General features: G+C 48.0%; 24 protein-coding genes. 4 read left to right on the top strand and 20 right to left on the bottom strand.

The window, feature by feature from the left end:
- Positions 1 to 38: 38 nt before the first annotated feature.
- The 11 genes from smc to NSQ68_RS09870 form a co-directional block, all read right to left on the bottom strand.
- Complete coding sequence (smc, locus tag NSQ68_RS09920; RefSeq protein WP_342428739.1) at positions 39 to 3,608, bottom strand: chromosome segregation protein SMC; 3,570 nt, start codon at positions 3,606 to 3,608, stop codon at positions 39 to 41.
- Between the two features lie 256 nt (positions 3,609 to 3,864).
- A complete protein-coding gene (gene rnc, locus NSQ68_RS09915; RefSeq protein WP_013309856.1) occupies positions 3,865 to 4,563 on the bottom strand; it encodes a ribonuclease III in 699 nt (232 codons plus the stop codon).
- A 12-nt stretch (positions 4,564 to 4,575) separates the two neighbouring features.
- Positions 4,576 to 5,814 (bottom strand): beta-ketoacyl-ACP synthase II, encoded by a 1,239-nt coding sequence (gene fabF / locus NSQ68_RS09910; RefSeq protein WP_029515005.1) that lies wholly within the window; start codon positions 5,812 to 5,814, stop codon positions 4,576 to 4,578.
- A gap of 228 nt (positions 5,815 to 6,042) precedes the next feature.
- On the bottom strand, positions 6,043 to 6,276 hold the full coding sequence (locus NSQ68_RS09905) for an acyl carrier protein (protein ID WP_007429985.1): 234 nt from the start codon (positions 6,274 to 6,276) through the stop codon (positions 6,043 to 6,045).
- A gap of 108 nt (positions 6,277 to 6,384) precedes the next feature.
- Positions 6,385 to 7,134 (bottom strand): 3-oxoacyl-[acyl-carrier-protein] reductase, encoded by a 750-nt coding sequence (gene fabG, locus NSQ68_RS09900; protein WP_025721716.1) that lies wholly within the window; start codon positions 7,132 to 7,134, stop codon positions 6,385 to 6,387.
- Positions 7,135 to 7,184: 50 nt separating this feature from the next.
- Positions 7,185 to 8,129, bottom strand: a complete 945-nt coding sequence (gene fabD / locus NSQ68_RS09895) for an ACP S-malonyltransferase (protein WP_342428738.1) — start codon at positions 8,127 to 8,129, stop codon at positions 7,185 to 7,187.
- A gap of 81 nt (positions 8,130 to 8,210) precedes the next feature.
- Positions 8,211 to 9,200, bottom strand: coding sequence for a beta-ketoacyl-ACP synthase III (locus NSQ68_RS09890; protein ID WP_342428737.1), 990 nt, complete (start codon positions 9,198 to 9,200; stop codon positions 8,211 to 8,213).
- An 8-nt stretch (positions 9,201 to 9,208) separates the two neighbouring features.
- Positions 9,209 to 10,201: a phosphate acyltransferase PlsX gene (gene plsX / locus NSQ68_RS09885; RefSeq protein ID WP_342428736.1), complete on the bottom strand. Its 993-nt coding sequence runs from the start codon at positions 10,199 to 10,201 to the stop codon at positions 9,209 to 9,211.
- Entirely contained in the window at positions 10,185 to 10,781 is a 597-nt protein-coding gene (fapR, locus tag NSQ68_RS09880; protein ID WP_039274761.1) for a transcription factor FapR, read from the bottom strand. The genes plsX and fapR overlap by 17 nt, the downstream gene beginning before the upstream one ends.
- 281 nt (positions 10,782 to 11,062) lie before the next feature.
- Positions 11,063 to 11,236, bottom strand: a complete 174-nt coding sequence (gene rpmF, locus NSQ68_RS09875; protein ID WP_007429979.1) for a 50S ribosomal protein L32 — start codon at positions 11,234 to 11,236, stop codon at positions 11,063 to 11,065.
- 186 nt (positions 11,237 to 11,422) lie between these two features.
- Positions 11,423 to 11,941, bottom strand: a complete 519-nt coding sequence (locus tag NSQ68_RS09870; RefSeq protein ID WP_342428735.1) for a DUF177 domain-containing protein — start codon at positions 11,939 to 11,941, stop codon at positions 11,423 to 11,425.
- Positions 11,942 to 12,296: 355 nt separating this feature from the next.
- Here NSQ68_RS09870 and NSQ68_RS09865 point away from each other — a divergent pair, with 355 nt between their 5' ends.
- Positions 12,297 to 13,532: a nucleotidyltransferase gene (locus NSQ68_RS09865; RefSeq protein WP_342428734.1), complete on the top strand. Its 1,236-nt coding sequence runs from the start codon at positions 12,297 to 12,299 to the stop codon at positions 13,530 to 13,532.
- On the opposite strand, the gene NSQ68_RS09860 is transcribed toward NSQ68_RS09865, so the two are convergent.
- Positions 13,522 to 14,553, bottom strand: a complete 1,032-nt coding sequence (locus NSQ68_RS09860; RefSeq protein WP_342428733.1) for a S16 family serine protease — start codon at positions 14,551 to 14,553, stop codon at positions 13,522 to 13,524. The genes NSQ68_RS09865 and NSQ68_RS09860 overlap by 11 nt on opposite strands.
- 198 nt (positions 14,554 to 14,751) lie before the next feature.
- Between NSQ68_RS09860 and NSQ68_RS09855 the strand changes: the two genes are divergently transcribed.
- Entirely contained in the window at positions 14,752 to 16,035 is a 1,284-nt protein-coding gene (locus NSQ68_RS09855; RefSeq protein ID WP_342428732.1) for a nucleoside recognition domain-containing protein, read from the top strand.
- On the opposite strand, the gene coaD is transcribed toward NSQ68_RS09855, so the two are convergent.
- The 8 genes from coaD to NSQ68_RS09815 form a co-directional block, all read right to left on the bottom strand.
- Complete coding sequence (gene coaD, locus NSQ68_RS09850) at positions 15,998 to 16,519, bottom strand: pantetheine-phosphate adenylyltransferase (protein WP_013309846.1); 522 nt, start codon at positions 16,517 to 16,519, stop codon at positions 15,998 to 16,000. The two genes, NSQ68_RS09855 and coaD, sit on opposite strands and share 38 nt — an antisense overlap.
- Positions 16,512 to 17,153 (bottom strand): 16S rRNA (guanine(966)-N(2))-methyltransferase RsmD, encoded by a 642-nt coding sequence (gene rsmD, locus NSQ68_RS09845; protein ID WP_342428731.1) that lies wholly within the window; start codon positions 17,151 to 17,153, stop codon positions 16,512 to 16,514. Before rsmD ends, coaD begins: the two co-directional genes overlap by 8 nt.
- Positions 17,154 to 17,464: 311 nt before the next feature.
- Positions 17,465 to 17,587 carry a cyclic lactone autoinducer peptide gene (locus NSQ68_RS09840; protein WP_023988155.1) on the bottom strand — a complete coding sequence of 41 codons (123 nt, stop codon included), beginning with the start codon at positions 17,585 to 17,587 and terminating at the stop codon, positions 17,465 to 17,467.
- Positions 17,588 to 17,592: 5 nt separating this feature from the next.
- Entirely contained in the window at positions 17,593 to 18,108 is a 516-nt protein-coding gene (locus NSQ68_RS09835) for an accessory gene regulator B family protein (protein ID WP_342428730.1), read from the bottom strand.
- Positions 18,101 to 18,733 carry a hypothetical protein gene (locus NSQ68_RS09830; protein WP_342428729.1) on the bottom strand — a complete coding sequence of 211 codons (633 nt, stop codon included), beginning with the start codon at positions 18,731 to 18,733 and terminating at the stop codon, positions 18,101 to 18,103. The genes NSQ68_RS09835 and NSQ68_RS09830 overlap by 8 nt, the downstream gene beginning before the upstream one ends.
- A gap of 171 nt (positions 18,734 to 18,904) precedes the next feature.
- Positions 18,905 to 20,023 (bottom strand): acyltransferase, encoded by a 1,119-nt coding sequence (locus tag NSQ68_RS09825; RefSeq protein WP_342428728.1) that lies wholly within the window; start codon positions 20,021 to 20,023, stop codon positions 18,905 to 18,907.
- 138 nt (positions 20,024 to 20,161) lie between these two features.
- Positions 20,162 to 21,979 (bottom strand): APC family permease, encoded by a 1,818-nt coding sequence (locus NSQ68_RS09820; RefSeq protein ID WP_307349742.1) that lies wholly within the window; start codon positions 21,977 to 21,979, stop codon positions 20,162 to 20,164.
- Between the two features lie 193 nt (positions 21,980 to 22,172).
- Positions 22,173 to 23,009 carry an AraC family transcriptional regulator gene (locus NSQ68_RS09815; protein ID WP_029514745.1) on the bottom strand — a complete coding sequence of 279 codons (837 nt, stop codon included), beginning with the start codon at positions 23,007 to 23,009 and terminating at the stop codon, positions 22,173 to 22,175.
- Positions 23,010 to 23,147: 138 nt separating this feature from the next.
- Here NSQ68_RS09815 and NSQ68_RS09810 point away from each other — a divergent pair, with 138 nt between their 5' ends.
- On the top strand, positions 23,148 to 25,175 hold the full coding sequence (locus NSQ68_RS09810) for a beta-galactosidase (RefSeq protein ID WP_342428727.1): 2,028 nt from the start codon (positions 23,148 to 23,150) through the stop codon (positions 25,173 to 25,175).
- A 69-nt stretch (positions 25,176 to 25,244) separates the two neighbouring features.
- Positions 25,245 to 26,471, top strand: coding sequence for an MFS transporter (locus tag NSQ68_RS09805; protein WP_342428726.1), 1,227 nt, complete (start codon positions 25,245 to 25,247; stop codon positions 26,469 to 26,471).
- The last annotated feature ends 144 nt before the right edge of the window (positions 26,472 to 26,615 follow it).

Genomic DNA, 26,615 nt, shown 5'->3' with positions numbered 1-26,615 from the left:
GGATTCCCTCCGTTGATCTGAAAGTATGTTATTTAATGTCAGGCAATCTCAGCTTCATCGTTGTCCAGCTTGACAGATACGAGTTTGGAAACCCCGCCTTCCTCCATCGTAACCCCGTACAGCACATCTGATTCTTCCATTGTGCCCTTGCGGTGTGTGACTACAATGAACTGTGTCTGCTCCGAGAATTCTCGTAAATACTGGGCAAAACGCACCACGTTTGCTTCGTCCAATGCAGCCTCTACTTCATCGAGTACACAGAATGGAACAGGTTTAACGTGTAAAATGGCAAATAGTAACGCCATCGCTGTTAACGCACGCTCACCGCCCGACAGTAGCTGCAAGTTTTGCAGTTTTTTGCCCGGTGGCTGAGCTACGATGTCAATTCCCGTCTCCAATAAGCGTTCCGGGTCAAGCAGCACGAGATCAGCACGTCCGCCTCCGAACAGCTTGGAGAATACCGTTCCAAATTCGCGCCGAATAGCATCGAACGTAGTCTTAAAGCGTTTGGACATTTCTTCATCCATTTCACGAATAACCTGATAAAGTGTTGTCTTGGCCTCCACCAAATCAGACTTTTGCTCATCAAGAAACGTATAACGCTCATGCACACGCTGGTATTCCTCAATGGCGCCCAGGTTCACCTCACCCAACGCGGAAATACCACGTTTGAGCCTTTCTACCTCGCTCTGAGTGCCTTCAATATCTTCCGGTATAGGGTAACGCTGCTTGGCTAACTCATAGCTGAGTTCATAATCATCACTTAATTTTTTCAGTACGTTTTCCAGTTCCACATCAAGCCGATTTACTCCAATTTCCGTTTGGCGAAGCAACTCCTCCACTGACTTGAGCTGAATTCGCTGTTCTTTCGTGTCGTTCTCAGCCACTTCAAGCTTTTTGGACAAGCTGCTGCGTGCAGCCCGCTTGAATTCCAGTTGTTGTGCAGCTTCGTCTTTTTTCAAACGGTATTGATTGAGATTTTCGATCTGTTTCACAGTCTCCTGCTCATTGGTCAGCAAATCTGCTTCAATGGAAGCAAGTAAGGTCTTGTTTTGTCTCGAATCCTTACCAAGAGTATCATAATCCCCACGCAATCTGCGCAACTGCTCTTCCAATGAAAAACGCTCCTGGTCCAGCTTTCCTTCTCTTACCTTGAGATTCGTGAGCTCTCCCTGCAGCTGCTCTTTGGCAGATTCGTTGGCTTTACGGGCAAACTCGGCAGCGTGAATAGCTTGATGCGTTTTCTTTTCTTCTTCCTCCAGCGCAGCCAACTTTACCAACGCTTCTTCACGGGAAGTTTCCAGCTCCTTGATTTCCTGATCAAAGCCCTTTTTCTCCTGACCAGACGCAGCGACCTGCTCCAGAACATGACGAAGTTCATGCTCCAGTTGCTTGAGTTCCATTGCCATCTGTTGCTCTTCACCGCGCTTCACATCGCCGCCCTGACGCAGCTCGTCCAGACGGGTCTGTGTCTCCTCTAACTGGCGTTTGGTATCTATTGCACTCTGACGCAACCTTGCAATTTGCTGCTCTGTATCTACAATGTCTTGATCCAACTGATCCAGCTGGCGTTTGCGTCCAAGCAGATTAGCATTTTTCTTGAACTGGCTTCCCCCAGTCATAGAACCCCCTGCATTGACAACATCACCTTCCAAAGTGACAACGCGGTATCTATATTGGCAACGGGCCGCAATACGGTTTGCGTCTTCCAATGTACGAGCAATGACCACATTCCCCAAGAGACTGCCTACAATTCCGGCATATCGATCATCATACTGAACAAGATCTGCACCGATCCCGACAAAGCCTTCGGCTCCTTCTGCAATTTGGCGTTCTCCTGTGCCGATTTGACGCGGGCGGATAACATCCATAGGCAAAAATGTTGCTCTGCCCAGTTGACGTTGCTTGAGAAAACTGATCGCCTGTCTGGATACGGATTCATTTTCCATCACGATATGCTGAACTGAAGCACCCAAAGCGGTTTCCATCGCCTGCTCTAAATGCTCAGGCACCCGAATCAGCTCCGCTACCGCTCCATGTACACCGTGCAAGGTTTCTTTTCGTGCAGCCTTCAATACCTCTTTAACCCCAAGCATAAAGCCATCAAAGTCATCCTGCATTTCCTTCATTGTATCTCGCCGTGAAATTTGAGCCTCACGTTTTTGTTCCCATTTACGAACTGTACCCTGGTTTTCTTCCAAAAGTTTTTGCAGGGCCTGATACTTTTCACTTCCCTGAATATAGCCACTACGCAAACTACTGATTTCCTGCCCCAGCTTCTGAACCGCAGCTTCCAATCCCTTTTTGCGCTGTTCAAGTTGTACTTTCTGGGCTTCCCATTTGCCGGATTCGTCACTTACGCGAGTCACACGCCGTTCCAACGCTTCCTTCTGTTGGTCTGTATAACGGATTTCGTTACGCGCCTGCGCCATCTGATTCATCAGCTCCAGCAGGCCACCCTTTAGGCTTTCTTCCTGCTCCTGGCTGATTCCGCCTGTAACTCCAATCAGCTTGGCCTCTTCGTCAGACAGCCGCGCACGCAACTCGTCAAGCTCTACATTCAGTGCAGACAGCTTTTCGTTCAGCTGATCCAGTTCACTCTTGCGCTCGGAATGCCGTGATTCGCTTGTGCTAAGTGATAAGATCAGTTGTTCCCGATTAGCCGCCAGATTGCGTGTGCGCTCTTTGAGCAATTCGCCGTAGCCTTCACTTTTCTCCGTCGCTTCACTGTATTGCAGCAGATCCCTTTGCAACTGTTCTACTTGCTCTTCCAGCTGGCGTAATTCGTTACGGTCGCTTTCCAGCATCGCATCATGTCGGGATACCACCGTAGACAACTGAAGTTGCTCCTGCTGCAGCAAAGCTAATTTGGAAGTCGCATCGCTCCACGAAGTATGAATTTGTTCAATTTGATGGACGTACATTGAGATTTCTTTTGATTTCAATTCACCGCGTAGCTCTTTAAAATGAATCGCCTTTTCAGACTGCTCCTTAAGCGGTCCAATCTGATCCTCCAGTTCACTAACCAAATCGTGAATACGCAGCAAATTTTGCTCCGTCTCATCCAGCTTGCGAACAGCATCTTTTTTACGCGATTTATATTTTACGATACCCGAGGCTTCCTCAAAAATACCTCGACGATCCTCAGATCGAGTACTTAGGATTTCTTCAATGCGTCCCTGCCCAATAATGGAATAAGCTTCTTTACCAATCCCTGTATCCATAAACAGCTCTGTAATATCTCGGAGTCTGCATGATTGCCGATTAATGAAATATTCACTATCCCCACTTCGATGTACACGTCGCGTTACCGTAACTTCACCAAAATCCAGAGGCAACGCCTGATCTTCATTATCCAACGTAAGCGATACTTCACCGTAATTCACAGCCTTACGAGCATCACTACCCGCAAAAATAATGTCCTCCATTTTGCCGCCACGCAGTGATTTGGCACTCTGTTCGCCCAGCACCCAACGAATCCCGTCGGAAATATTACTTTTTCCGCTTCCGTTGGGTCCGACGACTGCCGTAATGCCGCGGACAAATTCCATTTCCGTTTTATCTGCAAACGATTTGAAGCCCGCCAGCTCAATGCGCTTTAAAAACATGCTCAATCTCACCTCTAACATTTCAAATATGCTTGTACAACACCGTATACCTGATTGATATGAATTATCCCTATTGTAGCATAAACTAGCTTGTATAAAGCACAGTACCAACACTCACGTTACACCAGTAAAGCCACGAAAAAAGAGCAAAACGCAGTCCATTCGCCATTACGGGCCGGGACTCCCCGCGGACTGCCCTTTGCTCTTACTTTGTGCCCTCTGCTTGCGTAACCCGTCTGGGCTGCTCAGGTACCGATTACGATTCTGCCAGCTTCAAACGGTTTAAAGCTACTGCCGCCGCTTGCTGCTCAGCTTCTTTTTTGGAGCGCCCCGTACCTGCCCCTAGCCGTTCGCTGTCCATATATACCTCGGCTACAAACTCGCGCTCATGGGCTGGTCCGCGCTCCTCTACAATCTTGTATTCAAGCATCCCCATGTTATGATGCTGCGTCAGTTCCTGAAGCTCTGTTTTGAAATCACTCATCTGAAGTTTACCGTTTAATACAATTTGAGGAAAAATATAACGTTCCAGAAACGAACGGACGGCCTCCAGACCCTGATCCAAATAAAGCGCACCTACGAACGCTTCGAATACATCAGCCAACAGAGCCGGACGAGTACGTCCACCTGTCAACTCTTCACCTTTTCCAAGCAGTACATATTGCCCGAACTCAAGCCCGACAGCAAACTTCACCAGAGAAGGCTCACAGACAATAGCTGCACGCAGCTTGGTGAGTTCGCCTTCGGGTCGGTTAGGGTACTGATTGTACAATTGCTCGGACACCGTCAGTTCCAGAACAGCGTCACCTAAAAATTCAAGACGCTCATTGTCTGCATGCTGACTGAACCGATGTTCGTTTACGTAGGAAGCGTGCGTAAAGGCCTGCTTCAGAAGCTGCCGATTGTTGAATTGAATATGAAGTTTCTGCTGTAATTGCTTCAAGTCTCCACTCAACGAACTGACCCCTTATGCTTCATATTTTTTTAGAATAACCGTAGCATTGTGACCGCCAAAACCAAAGGAATTGGACATAACCACATTCAGTTCCGCTTTTCTCGGCTTATTAGGTACATAATCAAGATCGCATGCCGGGTCTTGATTATCCAAATTAATCGTTGGCGGAATCGTCTGATGCTGAAGGGCGAGACCACAGATCACGGCTTCAACGCCGCCCGCTGCACCCAATAAATGCCCTGTCATCGACTTAGTTGAGCTGATCGCTACCTTATAGGCATGATCTCCAAGTGTTTTCTTAACTGCTTCCGTTTCGGATTTATCACCGACTGGCGTAGACGTACCATGTGCATTGATATAATCAATCTCTTCAGGATTCAATCCGGCATCACGGATCGCCATTCTAATGCAGCGTGCCGCTCCCTCTGGATCAGGCTCCGTCATATGATGAGCATCGCCAGAAAGACCGTAGCCAATCACTTCACCGTAAATACGCGCACCACGCTTCAAAGCATGATCCAACGATTCCAGAATAAGAACACCAGAGCCTTCGCCCATAACAAACCCGTCTCTTTCGGTATCAAAAGGGCGGCTTGCCTTTTCAGGCTCGTCGTTACGCGTGGACATCGCTCGCATGGAACAAAATCCAGCCATACCAATCGGACGAATAGTCGCCTCAGCTCCTCCGCAAATCATGGCGTCTGCGTCACCGCGCTGAATCATGCGGAAGGAATCGCCAATAGCATGACTGCCCGTGGCACAAGCCGTAACTGGTGATGTATTAGGGCCTTTAGCACCGAGCGAAATCGACACTTGACCAGAACCCATATTAGCAATCATCATCGGGATGAAGAAAGGGCTTACGCGTTTAGGTCCTTTTTCAATTAGTGCGTTGTGCTGATCTTCCCAAGTTCCCAATCCGCCAATACCGGAACCAACAGATACACCAACACGCTCAGCTTCCGCATTTTCTCCGATTACAAGTCCGCTGTCCTCAAGCGCCAATTTACTAGCAGCAACCGCAAACTGCACAAAGCGGTCCATTTTACGCGCATCCTTACGTTCAATATAATCCTCTGGATTAAAATCTTTAATGGAAGCGGCTATTTTCGTAGTGTACTCACTTGTATCGAAAGCTTCGATTTCACTGACGCCGGATTTTCCGGCCATCAGATTATCCCATAGTGTGTTCAAATCCTGTCCCAGCGAAGTGATTACACCCATTCCTGTTATGACAACACGTTGTTTCAAAGATAATCACCTCTATGTCTACTGCATATTGTATTTTAAGACCGCACACTCTTGTGCGTAAAAATAATATAGAATCAACTAAAGTTAGTAATGCCGCATACTTCTCAGCCTTTGACTAAGTTAAGCTGAGCCATACTCAAAAACACGCGGCAATTCCGTCTTTAGTTCAATCTGTATAATTAGGAGAAAGTCCCGCCTGTAACAGAACGGGACTTTTGATGACATGAATTAGGTATGAGATTGTATGTACTTCACAACTTCACCTACAGTTGTAATTTTCTCTGCATCTTCATCAGAGATTTCCATATCAAACTCATCTTCCAATTCCATTACCAATTCAACTACATCGAGAGAATCAGCGCCTAAATCATCTTTAAAAGATGCTTCAAGTGTAACTTCGGCTTCGTCGGCTCCCAAACGGTCAACGACAATGCGTTTTACGCGCTCCAATACATCGGACATCCGGCTCACCTCCTCTTAGGTATTATACGAAAATTACAATTAAAATGCCATAGAAGAGAGTTTTCATTGACAACTCTTCATCGGGGCATGCAGATTGGCAACATGCTACTACATATACATGCCGCCATCCACATGCAAAGTCTGGCCCGTCATATATGAGGAAGCATCCGAGGCCAAGAACAGCACCACGTCAGCAATTTCCTCAGGCCGTCCAAGACGGGCCAGCGGAATACCGCTAAGCATATTGTCACGCAAATCATCTGCCAGTACCTGCGTCATCTCAGTATCGATGAATCCAGGAGCCACACAGTTCACTGTAATACCTCTCGAAGCAAGCTCTCGAGCAGAGGATTTGGTAAGACCAATCACCCCTGCTTTAGCAGCAACGTAGTTGGCTTGTCCTGCGTTGCCAAGGACACCAACCACGGAGGAGATATTGATAATACGGCCAGAACGCTGCTTCATCATTGGACGTGTTGCCGCCTTAAGACAATTAAACACACCCTTCAGATTCGTTTCGATCACCTGATCGAATTCCTCTTCCTTCATGCGCATGATTAAATTATCTCTTGTTATGCCGGCATTATTCACTAGGATGTCAATTTTGCCCCAAGCGCCAATCACATCCTTGATTAACTGATCTGCTTCGTCAGCGCGACCAACATTAGCCTGAACTGTAATAGCCTCCACACCTTTGGCACGAATCTGCTCTGCTACCTCAGTCGCAGCCGCTTCACTACCAGCATAGTTTACTGCCACATTAGCACCTGCTTCAGCCAGCGCCAGCGCGATACTACGACCAATTCCGCGCGACGCCCCCGTAACGAGCGCCGTTTTTCCACTTAATGGCTTAGACATCATAGTCCCCCCTTGCAAGTATATAATCCGTTAAGGCAATGATTATACTTTTAACGGGCCTCCAAGGCTTCCGTTAGAGAAGCAAACGACTCCAAGCTGCTTATATTATACAGCTTAACCGTTTTGTCGATTTTTTTAACCAATCCAGTCAAAACACTTCCCGGTCCAAACTCAACAAAAGTGTCAACACCTTGTTCCAGTAGCCATGCTACACTGTCTTCCCACAGTACCGGAGAATAGACCTGATCCACCAACAGTTGGCGGATTTCACTCCCCTCACGTACAGGTTTAGCTGTTACATTGGCCACCACCGGAATCTGAGCTTTGGAGAAAGTTACAGCTCCTAACTTGCCGGAAAGCTTGGTCGCTGCTTCCTTCATCAATGAAGAGTGGAAAGGACCGCTAACCTCTAGAGTAATAGCGCGCTTGCCGCCTGCTTCCTTCACACGTTCAGCGACAGCAGCTACGCCCTCCTTCGTACCAGATACAACAATTTGTCCAGGACAATTGATGTTGGCTAGTTCGACCAGTTGACCAGATTCCGTAATATCACGGCACAATGCTGCCAACGCTTCACGATCAGCTCCCAACACAGCAGCCATACCACCTTGTCCATCAGGGATAGCCTGTTCCATAAACTGACCACGTGCACGAACAGTCTCAACCGCATCCTCAAATGCAAGGACACCTGAAGCAACTAGCGCGCTGTACTCTCCTAGACTGTGCCCAGCCACATAATCGGGATGAATGTCCATTTTTTCCTTGAACGCTTCATACAGTGCAATGCTCGCCGTTAACAGTGCAGGTTGCGTATTGGATGTTTGCTTCAAAGCTGTGTCTGGCCCTTCAAAAACCAGTGTGCTTAGTGCGAACCCTAACCGTTCGTCCGCTTGGCGAAATACTTCTGTTGCAGCTGGAACTGCTTCATAAGCATCTTTAGCCATACCTACAGCTTGTGAACCCTGACCGGGAAATATAAATGCCGTTTTGCCCATCGTGTATGCACCTCTCTATATCCAATGCTTGTCCTGTAAAACACTACACAAATTCAATATTATATCAATAATTCCATCTTATTACCAGACAAGAACCGACGCTCCCCAGGTCAAGCCACCGCCAAAGCCCACCATTAATACACGGTCGCCTTCCTTCATGCGGCCTTCCTCAGCTGCTTCTACTAGAGCGAGAGGGATTGATGCTGCGGATGTATTCGCATATTTATGAACATTAACAACTACCTTTTCCTCTGGCAAATCCAGACGTTGCATTGCCGATTGGATGATGCGAACATTGGCTTGGTGTGGAACGAACAGATCAATATCATCTTTGGACAGCCCTGCTTTTTCTAACACATCAACCGTTGCCGTTCCCATAACACGAACCGCGAACTTGAACACTTCGCGTCCGTTCATGTAAATATAGTGCTGTTTATTCTCCAGTGTTTCTGCACTCGCAGGCAAACGCGAGCCACCAGCTTCCAGCTTAAGCAAGGTTCCACCTGCGCCTTCAGCCCCGAGATCAAAGGATTGGAATCCTCTACCTTCAGGCACTTCACCAATCACTACAGCTCCTGCACCATCTCCGAATAGGACACAGGTATTGCGGTCGGTATAATCTGTAATCCGAGAAAGACAGTCTGCCCCAATGATTAACGCATTATTATAAATACCTGTCTTAATGAAGCTCGTTGCCGTAGCCAGTCCGTATACAAAACCCGAGCATGCCGCAGACAAATCGAAAGCCGCTGCGCCTTTGGCTCCCAGTTTGTCCTGAAGAATGCAGGCAGTTGACGGAAACGCCATATCCGGTGTAACCGTAGCTACAATAATTAAATCCAGATCCTGTGCCGTCATACCCGCGGACTCCAACGCCTTAATTGCTGCTTCATAAGCTAAATCAGATGTAGCCTGCTCTGGAGCTGCAATATGGCGCTCCTGAATCCCTGTACGACTGACAATCCATTCATCACTTGTTTCTACGATTGCTTCCAAATCTTTATTGGTCAGAATTTTCTCAGGTACGTATTTCCCTGTTCCGATAACACCAACCGGCCGTAATTTATTCATATCGTCACTCACTTCCTGCTGATTTCCTTGGATATACTTTCCACCAACCGGTTTTGCAAGGCCGTACGAGCCTGCCTTACCGCATTTTTGACGGCAACGCCGTCAGACGAACCGTGACTTTTCAGGACGAGTCCACTCAAACCCAGCAAAGGAGCCCCGCCATGCTCTTTATAATCCAATTTACCTTTCAGACTGCGAAGCTCAGGCATAATCAAGGCTGCTGCAAGCTTGGTCTTCAAGGATTTGGTGAATTGCTCTTTTAAGAGAGAAAAAATGGCTCCAGCTGTACCCTCTAGTGATTTTAGCATGATATTTCCAGCAAATCCATCACACACCAATACATCGCAATTCCCAGTTAACACATCTCTCGATTCAACATTACCCACAAAATTGACAGGTAACTGCTCAATAAGTGGAAATGCCAACTTCGTCAGTTCATTGCCCTTCCCAGCTTCGGTCCCCACATTCAGCAGACCCACCCTTGGAGAAGCCACACCGTGAACTTTCTGACGATACAAGCTCCCCATCAGTGCATACTGGGCAAGATGCTCAGGCTTGGCATCCATATTGGCTCCCAAGTCAAGCGCCAGAATACCCTGATCGTCAATCGTCGGTATCATCGGCGCGAGAGCCGGACGTTCAATGCCCTCCATTCTTCCAACCACCAGCAACCCTGTGGTCATTAGCGCGCCTGTATTACCTGCAGATATCATGGCATCCGCTTCGCCTTCTCTGACCATTCGACCAGCTACGACCATTGAAGCATCCTTTTTGCGGCGCACTGCCTTTACAGGCTCGTCCTGCGCATCTATCGTTTCGGATGCATGGCGAATGCTGAGGTTCGTCGGCAACGCTCTACAGTTCAGAACCGATTCAATTCGTTCCCGGTCACCAACCAGCGTAATGTCCGTATCCTTCCATTCCGCCGCCGCAGATAGCGCGCCCTCTACTGTCGCCTCAGGAGCATTATCTCCCCCCATGGCATCAATGGCGATCCGCATGCTGACTTCCTCCTTCGCTATACTCTTCCTCCGTGGAGCGATAAATGACAAAGTTGCCTTGGAACACCATTTCTTCTCCTACGTAGGCGAAAACTTCCACTTTAGCCTTCCCTTTTTGTTCTGGATTTGAACGTACATATGCCTTGGCAATGCACTTCTCACCTAAATGAACCGGGCGGACAAAGCGTATATCCGCTGATGCAGTCAATGCTATCTCATCATTAATCACAGCAACGGCCAATGAATTGGCCTGAGCAAATACATAATGCCCCCGCGCAATGCCAGTACGCGAAAAAACATGTTCCTCTTTAATCTCAAAAATCGAAATACCGCTTCGATCCAACTGCAGATCAACGATATCCCCGATCACTTCATGCAAAGGCAAAGAACGAACCTGGTCGTAGGAGCGCTCAGCCATCAGCTTTAGCCGTTCCCGCAATTCCGGGATTCCCAGCTCCATCCGGTCCAGCCGAATAGTCTGAATACTTACCTTCAGCTGTCTTGTCAATTCCTGATCCGTTACGAATGGATTATCATCAATTAATTGAGTCAGCCGCTGCTGTCTCTGTCTCTTCGGCAAACGTTCGATGTCAGTGACGCCTCCTTTCCCTACAATAAACCATCGTTCAGACGACAGTTCGGGTTACTTTACTTCACTTTCTAACGGCGAGACTTCAAGCCGATTTGTCTTCTTGTATGTATAAAGGAACCCCTTCGGCCCTTCTTTCTTAGAACCTGGTACTAAAACAGTATATAGCATGCTGACGTAAAAAGGAAGCATGCAGACAAAAAAAGTAGCGCCTCACTGAAGTGAAGCGCTACTTTTTCTGCGAAGATTCCAAAGAATCCGCTTATCGGACATTATTGAGAGATGATCTCTCTAGCTTTGTACGTTCCGCAAACTTTGCACACATGGTGAGCAAGTTTCAATTCGCCGCATTCGGAGCATTTCACCATACCTGGTACTGCCAGTTTAAAGTGAGTACGACGTTTGTCGCGACGAGTTTTGGATGTTCTCCGTTGAGGTACTGCCATTATTCCCACCTCCTTAACCAGATCAACCCCGCATAACGGGTATGACTTCTTATCTCATTCAAGACTGAAGAAAATGCTAGAAGCAATTATCTTACAGCCGGTGAATCAAGCCTGCAACATCCACGCATCGGTTCTGTAACTCTCCGGCACAAGCGGATGATGATTTTTCAGAATTGAACTCAATTCTCATTTAAAAAAATCCTTAAGCCCTGCCAGACGCGGATCAATCTTTTCCGTACCGCCATCACTACTGTCATCGGAGCCAATACTCCAGTTTTGTCCGGTCTTTGGTGCGATTCCCTGACAATCCTCACTGCACAAAGGCGCAAACGGCACATGCAGTACAAACAGTTCTTCACAATACGGTGCAATGTCGAAGGAGTCCTCCGTCACTGCGATAAAATCGCCATCTTCATCCTCCTCTTCAACACTCGAAGAGGTTTGCTTGAACCGTTCACGGAATTCAATTTTTAAATCCTCGTGCATCGGGCTTAAACAGCGTGAGCACAGCATGTCCAGACCTGCGGTCAACGTGCCTTCCACGCTCATCAAGCCTTGACCCAGACTAACGGCGACCAAGTCGGTCTCCAGCGGGGAAACGGCCGTAACATCAGCACGATCATCCACCAATTCACTCACATTAAGAGATTCACGGATAGGAAAAGGACCGTCACTTGTTGCTACTTTGCGAAAAAATAGTTGCATCACTATCACTCCAAACAAACAAAAATTATTATACCGACTGATCGAGTCGTTTGTCAACACCTTTCACTTTACACCACTCACAAATCTACCGGTTTTCCAATGGTTCGACAAGTTTTATGCAGAAGCAAAAATGCATTGTGCTAAACATGTACCGATGAGTATTCGTACCCCCGCCACTCTTCGTGTACAATAATGCGAGTATAAAGCTTTTTCGTCCAGGTCTCAATGGTCTTGTTCATGCCGATGATGAAAAATCAGTATAGCTACCCTGAAAACAATCTTCACGGGCACTTAACCATTATTGTCAAAATAGTTATCCAATAAGCTACCATAAGAAAGGAGCCGACATACGGTCTTGAAAACACTCGGTATGATTGTAGAGTACAATCCCCTGCATAACGGACATGTCCATCACTGGGAGGAATCTCTTCGCATCACTGGTGCACAGCGCACAGTGGCTGTGATGAGTGGTCCTTTCCTTCAGCGGGGTGAACCCGCGATTACAGACAAATGGTCCCGCACCGAAATGGCACTCGCCATGGGTGTGGACCTGGTTCTGGAGCTGCCTGTGGCCTATGCCGTCCAGCCTGCAGAATGGTTTGCCCACGGAGCAGTCGCCCTGCTCCATGCGACGGGCATCGTAGACGCGCTCTGCTTCGGCAGCGAGAGCGGAGACATTGCCCCGCTGCGCGCGCTGGCACGCGTGCTGGCGGCAGAGCCGGCCGAGCTCAAGGCCGGCATCGCGCAGCGCCTGAGCAGCGGCGCGAGCTATCCCGCTGCCTACGCGGGAGCCGCAGCCGCGCTCGCGGCCGAAGGAGCGGACGGCGCTGCGCTCGCCACCCTCATGCAGCAGCCCAACAATACGTTGGGGCTGCATTACTTGATTGCGCTGGAACGGCTGGGCAGCACAATCAAGCCCTTCACGGTAGCCCGCACGGGATCGGGCTACCATGAAGCCGTGGCCCCTGCGGACGGAGTCATCGCCAGTGCCACGGCCATCCGCCGTCTGCTGCTGGACGGCGGGCCGGAGGCCGCTTCGCCGTACATACCTGCGGCGACACTGGAGATTTTGCGACGCGAGTGGCAAGCCGAACGCGCTCCGCTGCATTGGGAAGCGTTCAGCCAGCCGCTGCTGAACGCCCTGATCACACGTAGCTCGCAGCAGCTGGCCGAGCTGCACGAGGTCACCGAAGGGCTGGAGCATCGTCTGCAACAATCGCTGTACACGCTGCCCCAGCCCTCTGTGGAGGCCCTGCTCGCCACGATCAAGACAAGGCGCTATACTCGTACGAAGCTTCAGCGGATGTGTGCACATATTTTGCTAAATCATGCCAAAGCCGATATGACTCCGGCTGAGCTGGCGAAAGGTCCGGGCTATATCCGCGTGCTTGGCTTTAACAGGGCTGGACGCGAACTGCTGGCACGTATGAAGCAGACAGCCACCCTTCCGGTATGGGTCAAGCTGTCTGCCGGATCACATCCTCATCTGGACTGGGATACAGCCGCAGCCGCCATACACGCAGCCGGGATGCCACGTCCCGCCATCCGCGACATGTATGCTGATTACTTGCGACCGCCCATTATGGTTTGACGGGCAGCTTTTCCATATAATTCAGCGCATCGCCAAGCTTGCGAACCGGAACAAGCTTCATCCGGGTTCCAATTTGCTCAGCTTTGGCCTTGGCCTCTTTATAATTATCCGCAGGGACGAAAAACAAATCCGCACCCTGACGGTCAGCAGCAACTATTTTATACTTTGCACCACCAATCGCTCCAACCTGACCGTCCTTATCAATGGTACCCGTACCGGCTACACGATATCCCTTACTCAAATCACCTGGTGTCAGTTGATTATAGATTTCCATGGTAAACATCAAACCTGCCGAAGGACCGCCAACATCCGTAGATGTAAAATGAATCGTTTTACGTCCATCCTTCGGCTCTACCTTCTGTACCGTGGCAATACTGACGCCAAATCCGGAACGTTGCTTGCCCGTCTCACTGTCCGTAATGGTCGTTAAGGGAGCTTGCACGGTCAGCAACTTTCCATCGCGCTTTAGCTTCACTTTAGCCATTGTTCCCGGTTTTTCGTCCTCCAAAGCCTTCCGAATGGAACGATTATCGGTCACCCTCACGCCGTTCAACTCCAATATTTCATCCCCGGGGTCAAACACGCTGTTCGATCCCGGGATCTTAAACACATACACGTAATCCGGCACAATGCGATAGGGGACATGGGCACGGGTGTAGGCAGCCTCCATCGCGGAAGATTGGGAATCCCCCATATACCATACCTGCTCTGCCGCATATTCGTCTTCACTTCTTCCATGCAGGCGATCCTCTTTGCGCTGAATCTCCGAATTGCGGTCCAACTTGGACAGGCCCAACATGATAACATTGGCATAACGCGCCGATACCGTCGTCATCATAAAGGCCCCCCGTTCGATGCTGTCACCCTCCCGGACTCTAACCATCGGTTTGATCTCATTTGCCCCACCTGGTCCATAGATCAGATAAGGGGTTGGCATATAAACCAGCACATAGACCATTGCAGCCAGCATTAAGACATAACCGGTTGTAAAAAAAGCTCTTTTCCGGTTTATTCGTTTCATTGCTTCTCCCCCCTTGCAGCCTAACTTCTCCCATCTTATCCAAGTGCCTCTGTGGCCCCTGTTCTCAAGCCTTCCAAAAAAGCATACATTGTTTACGACAACGTATACGAACAACCTATCCCAAGACAACGAACGTGAATAAACGCTGGAGATAGCATCCGACTCTCCTTAGCATATTTATGAGAGGTGAATTCTTTGATGCAAAAGGAAGCCCATTCCGCTCCTTATTGGACAACCGTACTGCTTGGCCTCGGAGCCATTTTGCTTGTACTGGCTGTTGTCGCCTCACCAGAAAAAGTATTTCAAGCCTCTACTCAAGGCCTTAAGCTATGGTGGAGTATTATTTTCCCCGCTATGCTGCCTTTTTTGATGCTGTCCGAAATGCTCATCGCCTTTGGTCTAGTCCATGGACTAGGTGTCCTGCTGGAGCCGTTTATGCGATTCTGGTTCCGTCTACCCGGACGAAGTGGCTGGGTGTTGGCCCTCGGCCTGACCGCGGGATTCCCGGCTGCTGCGGAAGCAGTACGCCAATGGTCACAACAGGAAGATATGACCGCGCTTCAGCTTGGACGTCTAACCGCTATCGCTCATTTCTGCAATCCGATTACCATCCTGCTCGTCATCGGGACAGGGCTACTGCACAATGCTGCCGTAGGCGTGATGTTACTTGCCGTTCACTGGATTTCCGGGCTGCTGGCAGGCTGGATCACCGCCAGACTACCTGTATCGTCCAAAGAATTGCAAAAACGGGAAACGCCAGCTGCCCTCCGGCGCACCTCAGTTTCCCGTACTTCTCCCTCCCTGATCCGATCCGCATGGGAAGCTACCCGCTCTGCCAGAGAACGGGACGGCCGCAGCTTCGGAAAACTGTTGGGCGAAACCGTATCCCATGCTGTACAGACGCTGATGGTGACAGGTGGATTTATTATTTTCTTTTCCGTACTGATTCGACTGCTGTCCATATACACAGGCCAAGGATCGCTTTCTTTCATATGGCCTGCTTGGTTGGAAATCCATCTGGGTTCCTATGAAATCAGCCGTCTGCCCTACGATCTCCGTACACAAGCAGCCCTGATCAGCGCTGTGTTGGGCTGGGGCGGCCTGTGCGGCTGGCTTCAAATTACCGCCGTCACCAGACCTTCCGACAAGGGTATCACCTTCACCTTGTCACGAGTGCTCCATGGGATCATTGCTTTTGGACTTACCTTGGCGACATGGGTCCCGCTTAACCGCATCGTCAGCAATACAACTCCCGCTTACGTCAGTCGCAGTTCTGTGTCTTCTTTTGCGGAAAGCGTAAATGAATCCGCCACGCATCCTGTTATGGCCGGAGCCAGCAGCTTACTAACACAAATAGAAGGAACATCTATGTACCCCTGGCAACTAACCGTACTATCCATTGCGCTGCTGGGTACAATTATAGTTACCCTAGTGGCCTTTTCCTTTATGACTTCATGGTGGAGCCGCCGCGATTTGCGTTGACCTTCGCACGCAGCGCGTCTTCCACCTCCGGTGCCACCAGATCTACAACCTTGCCATCGAAATGCGCAATTTCCTTCACCATACTGGAACTCAGATAGGAATAAGCCGGATTGGTCATCATAAAGATCGTTTCCGCATCCGGGTTCAGCTTATGATTTGTAGAGGCTAATTGCAGCTCATATTCGAAATCAGTCACCGACCGGATTCCTCTGACAATAACTTGGGCCCCTTTTTGACGTACATAATTAGCTGTTAAATCACGGAAGCTGTCCACTTCAACGTTCGGTATATCGCGAGTTACCGTTCGCAGCAGCTCCATTCGTTCCTCAAGTGAAAACAGCGGATTTTTACTAATATTGTTAAGAACCGCGACAATCAATAGATCAAACTGTCTGGCTGCTCTTTGAATAATATCCTGGTGCCCCATTGTCACAGGATCAAAGGTTCCCGGATATACGGCAATACGTGGTTTGTGCTCAATCATGATGGTCCTCCCCGTCTGATTCGATGATGCCGAGCTTGACCACTCCGGCTTCTGTATGTTCTTCGACATCCGATAAAGCATCGGCTGCAAAATGATAAATGGATAACGCCGTTTCACCATAGACTGCTTTTCTGACCTGTTCGAACGGCCCGAAGCTTTCCGGATATTCATGTCCCGATTCATACTCCAGCACGATGATTGCATCTGAACGAAGCAAGTTCAATTCAGCCATACGGCTCATCAATTCATCTCCATGTTTGAGACGATAGGGCGGATCCAGAAAAACAGCATCAAAAAGAGCTCCACGTTTTGCCAACGCCTTGAGCGCTCGTCCGGCATCATTGCGGAACACTTCAGCCTGTCCTTCCAATCCAGTTTTTCGCAAATTTTCTTTAATGACATCAATGCTTTTGGATTCCATATCAATAAAAACAGCCTTGTCCATCCCCCGGCTAAGCGCCTCTATACCCAGGCCACCACTGCCAGCAAATAGATCAAGTGCGACTCCCCCATCAAAATAAGGACCTATCATGCTAAATAGCGCTTCCTTGACCTTATCCGTGGTTGGCCGCGTCCCTGTGCCGGGAACTGCCTTTAACGGCCTTCCTTTGGCACTACCCGATACCACTCTCACGCTGAAACTCACCTATTTTCTATATGTGTTCATAACCATAGATTATGACGCTATCGTACCACATGCACCGCCGTTTGAAAAACTTAGGATGAGGCAGGTATAAAAAACCATTCCCTGGGCATCCTTAGGATATCGGCATTCAACCAATGTCGTAGACAACCGCGGAGAAGACTTACGTTTCCCCATAAGCTCTTCGTCCGGTTTCTCCTCTCCCATTCGGGCGCTCTTTAATGGAGCGCCTGATTTTTTTGCATAAAAAGAAGCTGCTTAATAGCAGCTCTATGTATCATTTTTTCATTTCGGCATTTTGTTTATTTCAGCAGTTCCTCGGGTGTATCCCCTTGATAAACATACACGTAACTCGCCACTGATACAGCAAATGTAGCAAACATAGACAACGATGTGGCTAACCCATATACCATTTTCCTCATCATTCCACTCACCTCCTTCCCCGGATCAATGTTAGGCTTTGGACCAAAAAAGCAACAGCCACTACAGAGGAACCGATTACAAAATTAGTACATACAAGCAAGGAGGATAACAGCCGCAAGAGGGGATAGAACCGTACTGGTATGCGCGACTGCTTTTCAATTCTGGACGGGGCAAAACATAAAACGAAAATGAGAGCTATTCCGGTAAACAGGTTTGTCCACCAACTATTTAAGGCAATGCAGGATATGTAAGTAAAAGCTGCTGAGGTCACCAACACACATGTCATGCCCGTTTTCAAATGAATGCCTCCTGATATTTGGCGCAGTAGGGCGAAAGCGATGAGAATCGTTACAGCCTCTACCATCCGCCCCGTGAAGAATGAGGCGAATAGTGTCAACACAATGATCATGGACGCATTCAGAATGAGGGCAAGCGCGTATTTAAGTACCGCGACAGAGGCTGGATGATCAGGAACAGTACGTTTGATCTGGTTAGCAAGTTTGAAAGCCATCGCTTCAATCATCCTGGTATTCCTTTCCGACTGCATAATAGATGAAAAATCCCGAAACCAGTGCAAAAAATATCATATTTAACCATACCTCGTTATAGTAGAGCACAATAGAAGTTGAAATGAGAGACAGGATAATCAGCGTGATGACAATGCCATATTCCTCTTTGAACTTAAGCTTCTTGAAATTAGGGGAAAAGCCGATCCCTTTTCGAGACAACATCAACGAAATAAGCAATCCTACTGTCGCACTTACCACTTGTAGCAGATAGCCTTTCAAGGACCCATCCTGCAGCTCAGAAACCGGAAGGTTGCCGAACATGACTTTTAAGAATACCGATTGAACAACGGCATATGCAAAATAACCTGTAATCGTCATAATACCGGACCACACAATCGGAATCTTCACGACCGTAGCGAGTAAAAAAATAAAAAGCAGCATATTTACGACAGGCACCAAATATGAAAGGGAAAACTCCTCTCGGAGCATATAACTCTGCATATTCATAATCAGGTTAACAAAAATGGCTTGCCATAGATAAGGGGTCATTTTAACTTTAAAAATACTCAAAATAAGCGCAAAAACAGCGACTCCCTCAAGTGTGGAGAAAAGTAAAAAGCCGATTGGCTTCAAAATCATGCGTGCATCTCCTTTACAATTCCAACAAACCTCATCGGTGTATTCAAAAACTTGGATGTACATCGAATATAAAGGGCTGGGAGCTACTTTTCAAGAGGTCTTTTCAATTATTTCATAGATTTATTCAAGCACTTCAACCAAATGTTATCGGATGCTACTTCAAGTTGCAGCTTAGGCAACACTTTCTTTGACCGAATCTCCCTGCTTGCGCACAGGCTTCATACGTGATATAAGCTTTTTCCCCCAATGGATACCGGGCTGCTCAATCCACGAGTAGGTAAACCAGGACAGTCCGATGGTGAATAGCAACGTCATGATAAACATAAGTGTGAGGCTGATTAAGGGAGCAAAAGGTATTTTAACCTGTACGATTAGTCCCAGAACCAGCATATGCGTCAAATACATGCTGTAGCTAAGGCGGCCGATCCATGACCATACCCGATTAAGCAGCCACATCGGCTGCCAGTGATACAAAGCATACGCTCCCAGCAGCAGCCCGACACCTATGAGAACATCGGTCATGCCTCCTAAAAACGCAAATAGCACAGAAACAAGCAGCAAACCTCCACTAACCCGGTCTATACTTTTCCAATGCCGCTCGTCTTTCCAAATGAAAAACAACAATATACCTAGCCCAAAGACAGGCAATTGATTCGGAAACCATAAATACAGATAGTGCCTCCATAAAGAGTGATCACTAATCCATGGATATTGAACAAATACCGTATTTAGCCCCAAGCTTACCACAAGCGCCATCACGACAAACCAGGTCGCATGGCGGACTGATCGGATTAGCTTAAATAATAGAGGGATAAACAGATAAAACATACATTCCACCGCAATGGACCATTCCACACCGATAATGCTGTTGATCCAGTACGGATTCAGACCATTCAAAAATAGGACATGAGCTGCGATATTGGCGGCAGTGACTCCCTCCTGATCCCCAAGCCAAAATCGTGGACCTGTCCCGTTCACAACTAAATAGATTCCTAACATCACGTAATACAAAGGAGCAATCCGAAAAAAACGACGCAACAGGTAAGCTGAAATTCTTTCCCTCTTGTCACCCGAACGTCTGCTTAAGGACAGAAATAGCGTAAAAGCGCTAGCCATATAAAATAAAGCGACACCTTTGGCTCCTATACTCAAGCCTTTTTGCAACCACCCGTTTAATCCGTCCACATGCTGGCTGACATGCACAAGTAAAACTCCAATAATAGCCAACGCCCTTAGCGTATCTACAAATTGCAGCTTGCCATCTTCCATTTTCCCCTTAGCTTCGGGCATCGTATCCCTCCATAACAGCCTCGAATGATACATTTCGTATCTATAATACACAAAATGTATCACTAAAGTAAATATCTCCGTTATGCAAAAAAACACCTTCCGACCGCAAAGAAATGCGGCCAAAAGATGTTCATTTTGTCATTTGTTTAAATGAAAAGGTACGGTCGTTACGATCACGTCTTTATAATTAATTAAATAAGCTCTCATCAGTAAGCTGGTCTGATTGTGTAGAATATTTTCCCACCAGTGCTTGGTGATGAATTGTGGAATGAGAACAGTGATATGGTCCTCGTCTGCTTTTTTCCACTCTACTGTATCGATGAACTTGCGAAGCGGATTAATAATGCTGCGATAACGGGATTTCAGTACGACCAAACGTATACCGACATCCCACTCTTCCCATTTCTGTTCCATTTTGCGAATCGCATCATCATCCACACCCACGTATACGGCAACCACATTGTCCGACAAGGTTTTGGCATAGCTGATCGTATTCATGACGACTCGCGTAATGCCTGCCACCGGAATAATAATCGTATTGCCTTTCACCATAGGTTTATCCTTGGTAATATCAATGCGCAGTTGTTCAGCCGTATTTTTGTAATGCCTGCTGATCTTCATAAAGAAATACAGAACCAAAGGCAGGAAGATAAAGACTACCCACACCTGGCTAAACTTGGTGAAGATAAAGATGAGCGTAATCGACAGCGTAGTCAGCATCCCAACCGTATTAATAGCAAGTTTGACGATCCAGCCTGGCGGTTTGAGCTTGATCCAGCGAATCATCATACCAAGCTGTGAAAGGGTAAACGGGATAAAAACCCCTACCGCATAAAGCGGGATCAGATTTTCTGTGTTGCCGCCAAATACGATGACCAGCAATGCCGAGAAGATACTCAGAAACAGGATACCATTAGAGTATCCGAGCCGATCTCCACGAACCATGAACATGTGCGGCATGTATTTGTCCTTCGCGAGCATAAAAGCAAGCAATGGAAAGGCCGAATAGGCTGTATTCGCCGCCAAAAACAAGATGAGCGCCGTTACGCCCTGAATGATGTAATACATCACACCGCGCCCGAAAGTGGCGTTCGCAATTTGCGAAATGACCGTTTCATGCGGATTAGGACGAACACCGTACCAATAAGCGAGCAAACTAATTCCGATAAACATACACCCGAGAATCAAACCCATCATCATTAGTGTAGTTGCTGCATTTTTGGCAGCTGGCTTGCGGAAGTTCGGAATGGCATTCGAGACAGCTTCTACCCCAGTTAACGCCGAGCAACCCGAGCTGAACGCCTTCAGTAACAGGAACAGGCTGACGTTGGATACCGTAGCTCCAAATTGCGGTGCTGCAGCATGAGCCCCCCCTGCCACGTAATGAATGATACCGCTAATAATCAAAACAAAAATGGCAACAACAAATAAGTAAATCGGTACAGCCAGCACTGAGGCAGATTCTGTCACTCCGCGCAAGTTCATAATCGTCAAAAAGATAATCATAATTAGAGCAATGGCGATCCGATGATCATGTAACGATGGGAACGCCGATGTAATGGCATCTGTACCTGCTGATGAGCTAACTGCTACCGTCAGAATATAATCGACCAGCAAAGAACCACCTGCAATCAGACTCGGACTCTTTCCCAAATTGTCCTGTGCAACAATGTACGCTCCTCCGCCACCAGGATAGGAAAAAATGGTCTGTCTATAAGACAGGATCAGAATGATCAGCAAACCCAATACCGCAATGGATATAGGAATGGAATACCATAGGGCAGCGAAGCCGGCTGTAATTAAAACCAGCAGAATTTGCTCCGTTCCATAAGCTACAGAGGATAAGGCATCTGAGGACAGAATGGCCAGTGCCTTGAGCTTATTCAGCTTCTCATCTTCAAGGGCCGTCGACTTTCGCGGACGACCGATTAATAATCTTTTGACTTTGCTCAGCATTTCGTTGACTCCTTCTTTGGATGAGGGTTTTGCAAAAGAATTATGGATCTTATGTTTATTATGTCACCTGCACATCAGATTGATGAAACAAATGAACTATTATTTTATACTCCCTCTTCCTGAAAAAAACAATAAGGAATGCTTCCTAAAAAGAGCATTCCCGAGTAAGAAAGAGCATTTCGATAAAATACCTTTATGTATACAGTAATTTGAACCTTTCCGGGGTAATTCCTTCAGCTCGGCGAAAAGTTGCCACAAAATGACTGGTATCTCGGAAGCCCACTCGCTCCGAAATCTCCTTTACTGTTAATTGCGGATATTCCGCCATCATTTCCTTGGCCTTCCGCAGCCGAATCACAATCAGATAAGCATACGAAGTCACACCAAACGCTTGCTTAAATAATGTATTTAAATGACGGGAGCTGACATTCATCATAACTGCCATATCACCTAGGCCCACATCTGGACTGGCATAATTTTGCTCCATAAAGGCCAGTACAGGGGTTAATCGTTCCACATTATGAGATAGGGAAGGCATCGAGCTATGTTGTCCATGTTTACGCAGTAGAGTCAGAAACCGATACATATTGGCCGAAGCATCTAATCCAGACAAATCACGTTCACTAACCATGGAATGAAGCATAGTTTCCCCAAAACTGTGCAGCTCGCTATCCGGGTCCCAATGATACCCACGCGTATGCTTCAACCCCAGTGCAGTCAATACAGCAGCGGCGATGGGGCCGTCAAATGTAATGTATAACGTTCGCCATACCTTGGTCGCCCGTCTGTATGCATGGGATTCCCCAGGTAGCAGCAGAACTCCGGACTGCTCTCCCAGACGGAAGGTCCCCCCTTTAAATGTAAACATCCCTTCACCAGACACTGTCTGAATCCAGTGAAAGCACGGATAGCCCTCTGGACGAGACACATCCTCCTGCCTGCTGTTAAATCCGATACTTTCAATAAAAAGGGGTAAAGAGTGCTCACGCGTAGTCAGGAAAAATCGCAAATGATGGGGAGTTAAAATCATAAAAAGCACCTCCGGCGTATGCGGGTATGTATTTCTCATGTAGATCCATATTGTTATATACACGTTCATTTTATTATATTTAAAAGCAGTTATTTGTATTATAAGATAGAATTATTCTTATATACAGAGGTGATTGGCATGATAAGCAGTAAACTTCCTAAAGTATTTTACGGTGGAGATTATAATCCTGAGCAATGGGATGAGGCCACGCATCAGGAAGATTTACGGATGTTCAAACAGGCTGGGATTGATATCGCCACGGTCAACGTATTCTCATGGGCCAAAATTCAATCCGACGAAATCACATATCATTTTGAATGGCTGGATCAATTGATTGACAGTCTTTATGAAAGCGATATCTTCGTTTGTCTAGCTACTAGCACGGCAGCACACCCTGCTTGGATGGCTACTCGCTACCCCGACGTTCTCCGGGTGGACGCTGACGGACGGAAGCGGAAGTTCGGTGGTCGCCACAATTCTTGTCCGAATAGTCCTACGTATCGAAAATACGCGGAGCAGATGGCTGACCAACTTGCAGAACGATACAAAAACCATCCCGCAATCCTCGTGTGGCACGTGTCCAATGAGTACGGCGGGGATTGCTATTGTGATAACTGCGCGGCCGCATTCCGGGTGTGGCTCAAGCAAAAATACGGATCAATGGAAGAGCTAAACCGGGTGTGGAATACTTCCTTCTGGGGTCATACCTTCTATGATTGGGATGAAATCGTGCCACCAAATAATTTGAGCGAGCATTGGGGAGAAAATCACTCCTCCTTTCAGGGTATATCCCTCGATTATGCACGTTTTAATTCAGACAGTATGCTGGATTGCTATCTGCTGGAATACAACGCGATTAAAAAACATATTCCCCATGCCGTGATAACGACCAATCTGATGGGATTTTTCAAACAACTGGACTATTTTAAATGGGCTAAGCACATGGATATTGTATCTTGGGATAGTTATCCTGCGGCTAATACCCCGCCGAGCTATACCGCGATGGCACACGATCTGATGCGCGGCTTGAAGGATGGGCAACCCTATATGCTAATGGAGCAAACACCGAGCCAGCAGAACTGGCAGGCGTATAATTCGCTTAAACGGCCCGGCGTTATGCGGTTATGGAGTTATCAGGCGGTTGCGCATGGCGCGGACACGGTCATGTTCTTCCAGCTTCGCCGCTCAATCGGCGCTTGTGAGAAATTCCACGGGGCTGTCATTGAGCATGCCGGGCATGAGAACACACGTGTATTTCGCGAGGTGGCACAGCTTGGCAGTGAGCTTGGCGCACTGGGCAACACGCTACTTGACGCGACCGTCAATGCCAAAGTAGCCATTTTGTTTGATTGGGATAATTGGTGGGCATTGGAAAAATCAAGTGGGCCTTCTGTCGCCTTGAAATATGTGGATCAGGTGCATAAGTATTATGCGACCCTCTTCCGGCGGAATGTACAGGTAGACCTGATTTCGGTTGATACAAATTTCCAGAAATATGATCTCATTATCGCGCCTGTACTCTACATGGTCAAGCCAGGTACCGCCGAGAAGCTGGAACAATTCACAGAGCACGGAGGCACCTTCGTAACGACCTTTTTCAGTGGCATTGTAAATGAAAACGATCTGGTCACAACCGGAGGATATCCTGGTAAACTGCGTAACTTGCTCGGGATCTGGGTGGAGGAAATTGACGCGCTTCTGCCGGAATCATACAATCGTATTGTATTGAAAGAAAAGGTGGGCGTATTGCAAGGTGAATATAAATGTGGTCTGCTCTGCGACTTGTTGCATAGCGAAGGCGCCGAGGTGCTGGCGGAATACGGCGATGATTTCTATCAGGGCATGCCAGTGCTGACACGCAATCGTTTCGGTCAAGGTGAGGCATGGTACGTTGCTTCAGATCCTGAAGAGACTTTCCTTGATGGCCTACTGGGCTACATTTGTGAGCAAAAAGGGATTCCATCCCTGCTGCGCGCTCCTGCGGGTGTAGAAGCCACTGTACGGACCAAAGATGGAAAATCATATCTGTTCATTCTGAATCATAACGCCCAGACGCAGCAATATCATCTGGATGATCAGAAAGGGAATGAGCTAATCAGCGGTAAATACCTGGAAGGAGATATTTCTATTGAAGGCTACGGCTTTCAGGTACTGGAGCTATCATAATCACTCAGATTTGACACATACAGTTCACTTTGCTGCATGAGTGTAATCTAGGTATCAAAGGAGTTCATCATGAAACGACTGCTATGGATCGGCAGCTTGTCTTATTTTTTAATTGGCCTGGCACACGTGGTTGTAGGCTCTCTACTGCCTGTGTTGTTAGAGCATTACGGTAGAAACTATACAGATGGTGGTAGTCTAATCTTCGCTCAATTTTCCGGTTTTCTGGTTGGAGTCCTGCTGTCACCGTGGCTTGCCCGGAGTTTCGGCAAACGCCGAAGTCTGGTATTCGCCCTGCTCTTGCTGTGCGCGGCTGAAGTGCTATACTCATTGCTGCCGCCTTGGGGTTGGCTATATGCCGTCGGGGCAGCAGCGGGGTTTGGCTTCGGCATGGTAGAAACACTCATTGGCACTATTATTATCAGCGGCATTACTCAAGGAACGGGCGCGGCGATGAGCCGTCTGGAAGTCTTTTTTGGGATCGGCGCTTTGGCTATGCCCGCTATCGCCAGCCAACTCATCGCTCTTGGTTGGTGGCGATTGGCCTTTCCCATCATTTCCATGTTTGCAGCCGTGACCATTATAGCTTGGCTGCGCGGGTCCTTCGGCATGCTGGACGCTGTATTGGACCAACAGGAACACCGAGATAACAGCCTTAAGCGTTCGACTAATTCTCTGAAGTCACCCACGGAGAAAGCCTCTGAGGGTAGCCCTATTGGCAACTGGAAGCTACTTACACTATTTATCGTCTTTTTCTTTATCTATGTAGGAACAGAGATGAGCTTGGCTAATTTCCTGCCCTCCATGTTCATCGAACGGCTGGGCCTCACTCAAGCGGAGGCAGCACTCAGTGTCACCTGCTTCTGGCTAGCAATGGCTACCGGACGGTTGTTCGCAGGAAGTATTGCTGATCGGTACGGCTATGGTGTCTTTGTAGCCCTAAGCTCGCTGGCGGCGACCGTGCTGCTATGCGTGTTCCCGCTGATCAAGGGAACTACCGTTGCCTTTGTCCTTATCACACTGCTGGGGCTGGGCATGTCGGGCATTTTTTCCATCGCACTTGTTTTTGCCAGCAAAATGATGCCAGGCACCGAAGAATCTACCACCAGCCTGCTTATAGGCGCAGGTGGAGTTGGGGGAGCTCTGCTGCCTTTATGGCTCGGAAATAGCATGGATCGTGGTGGAGCAGTCTCATCAGCGTGGTTGCTGGCAGGCTTCACATGTATCCTGTGCCTGCTTGGGGGCATCTTGTACGCCCTATATGTGCGCAAAAAGCGGCTTCAAACCGCTTCATCATGATACACGTCTCCACTGGCGCCTTTGTCTGTTCCTTGGTTGTCTCCAAGTGCACATTCAAAGGTGCTTTTTTTACATACTAGACGAATGTACCTTGTACAGTAGCCTGTTTTTAGTCAAAATAGATCGTTTCCTATGAATCACAGG

Origin of the sequence: Paenibacillus sp. FSL L8-0158, from assembly GCF_038592965.1 — a bacterium.
GTDB lineage: Bacteria > Bacillota > Bacilli > Paenibacillales > Paenibacillaceae > Paenibacillus > Paenibacillus polymyxa_D.
The sequence above is the reverse complement of the archived record's forward strand: the minus strand, read 5'-3'. Positions and strand labels throughout refer to the sequence as shown.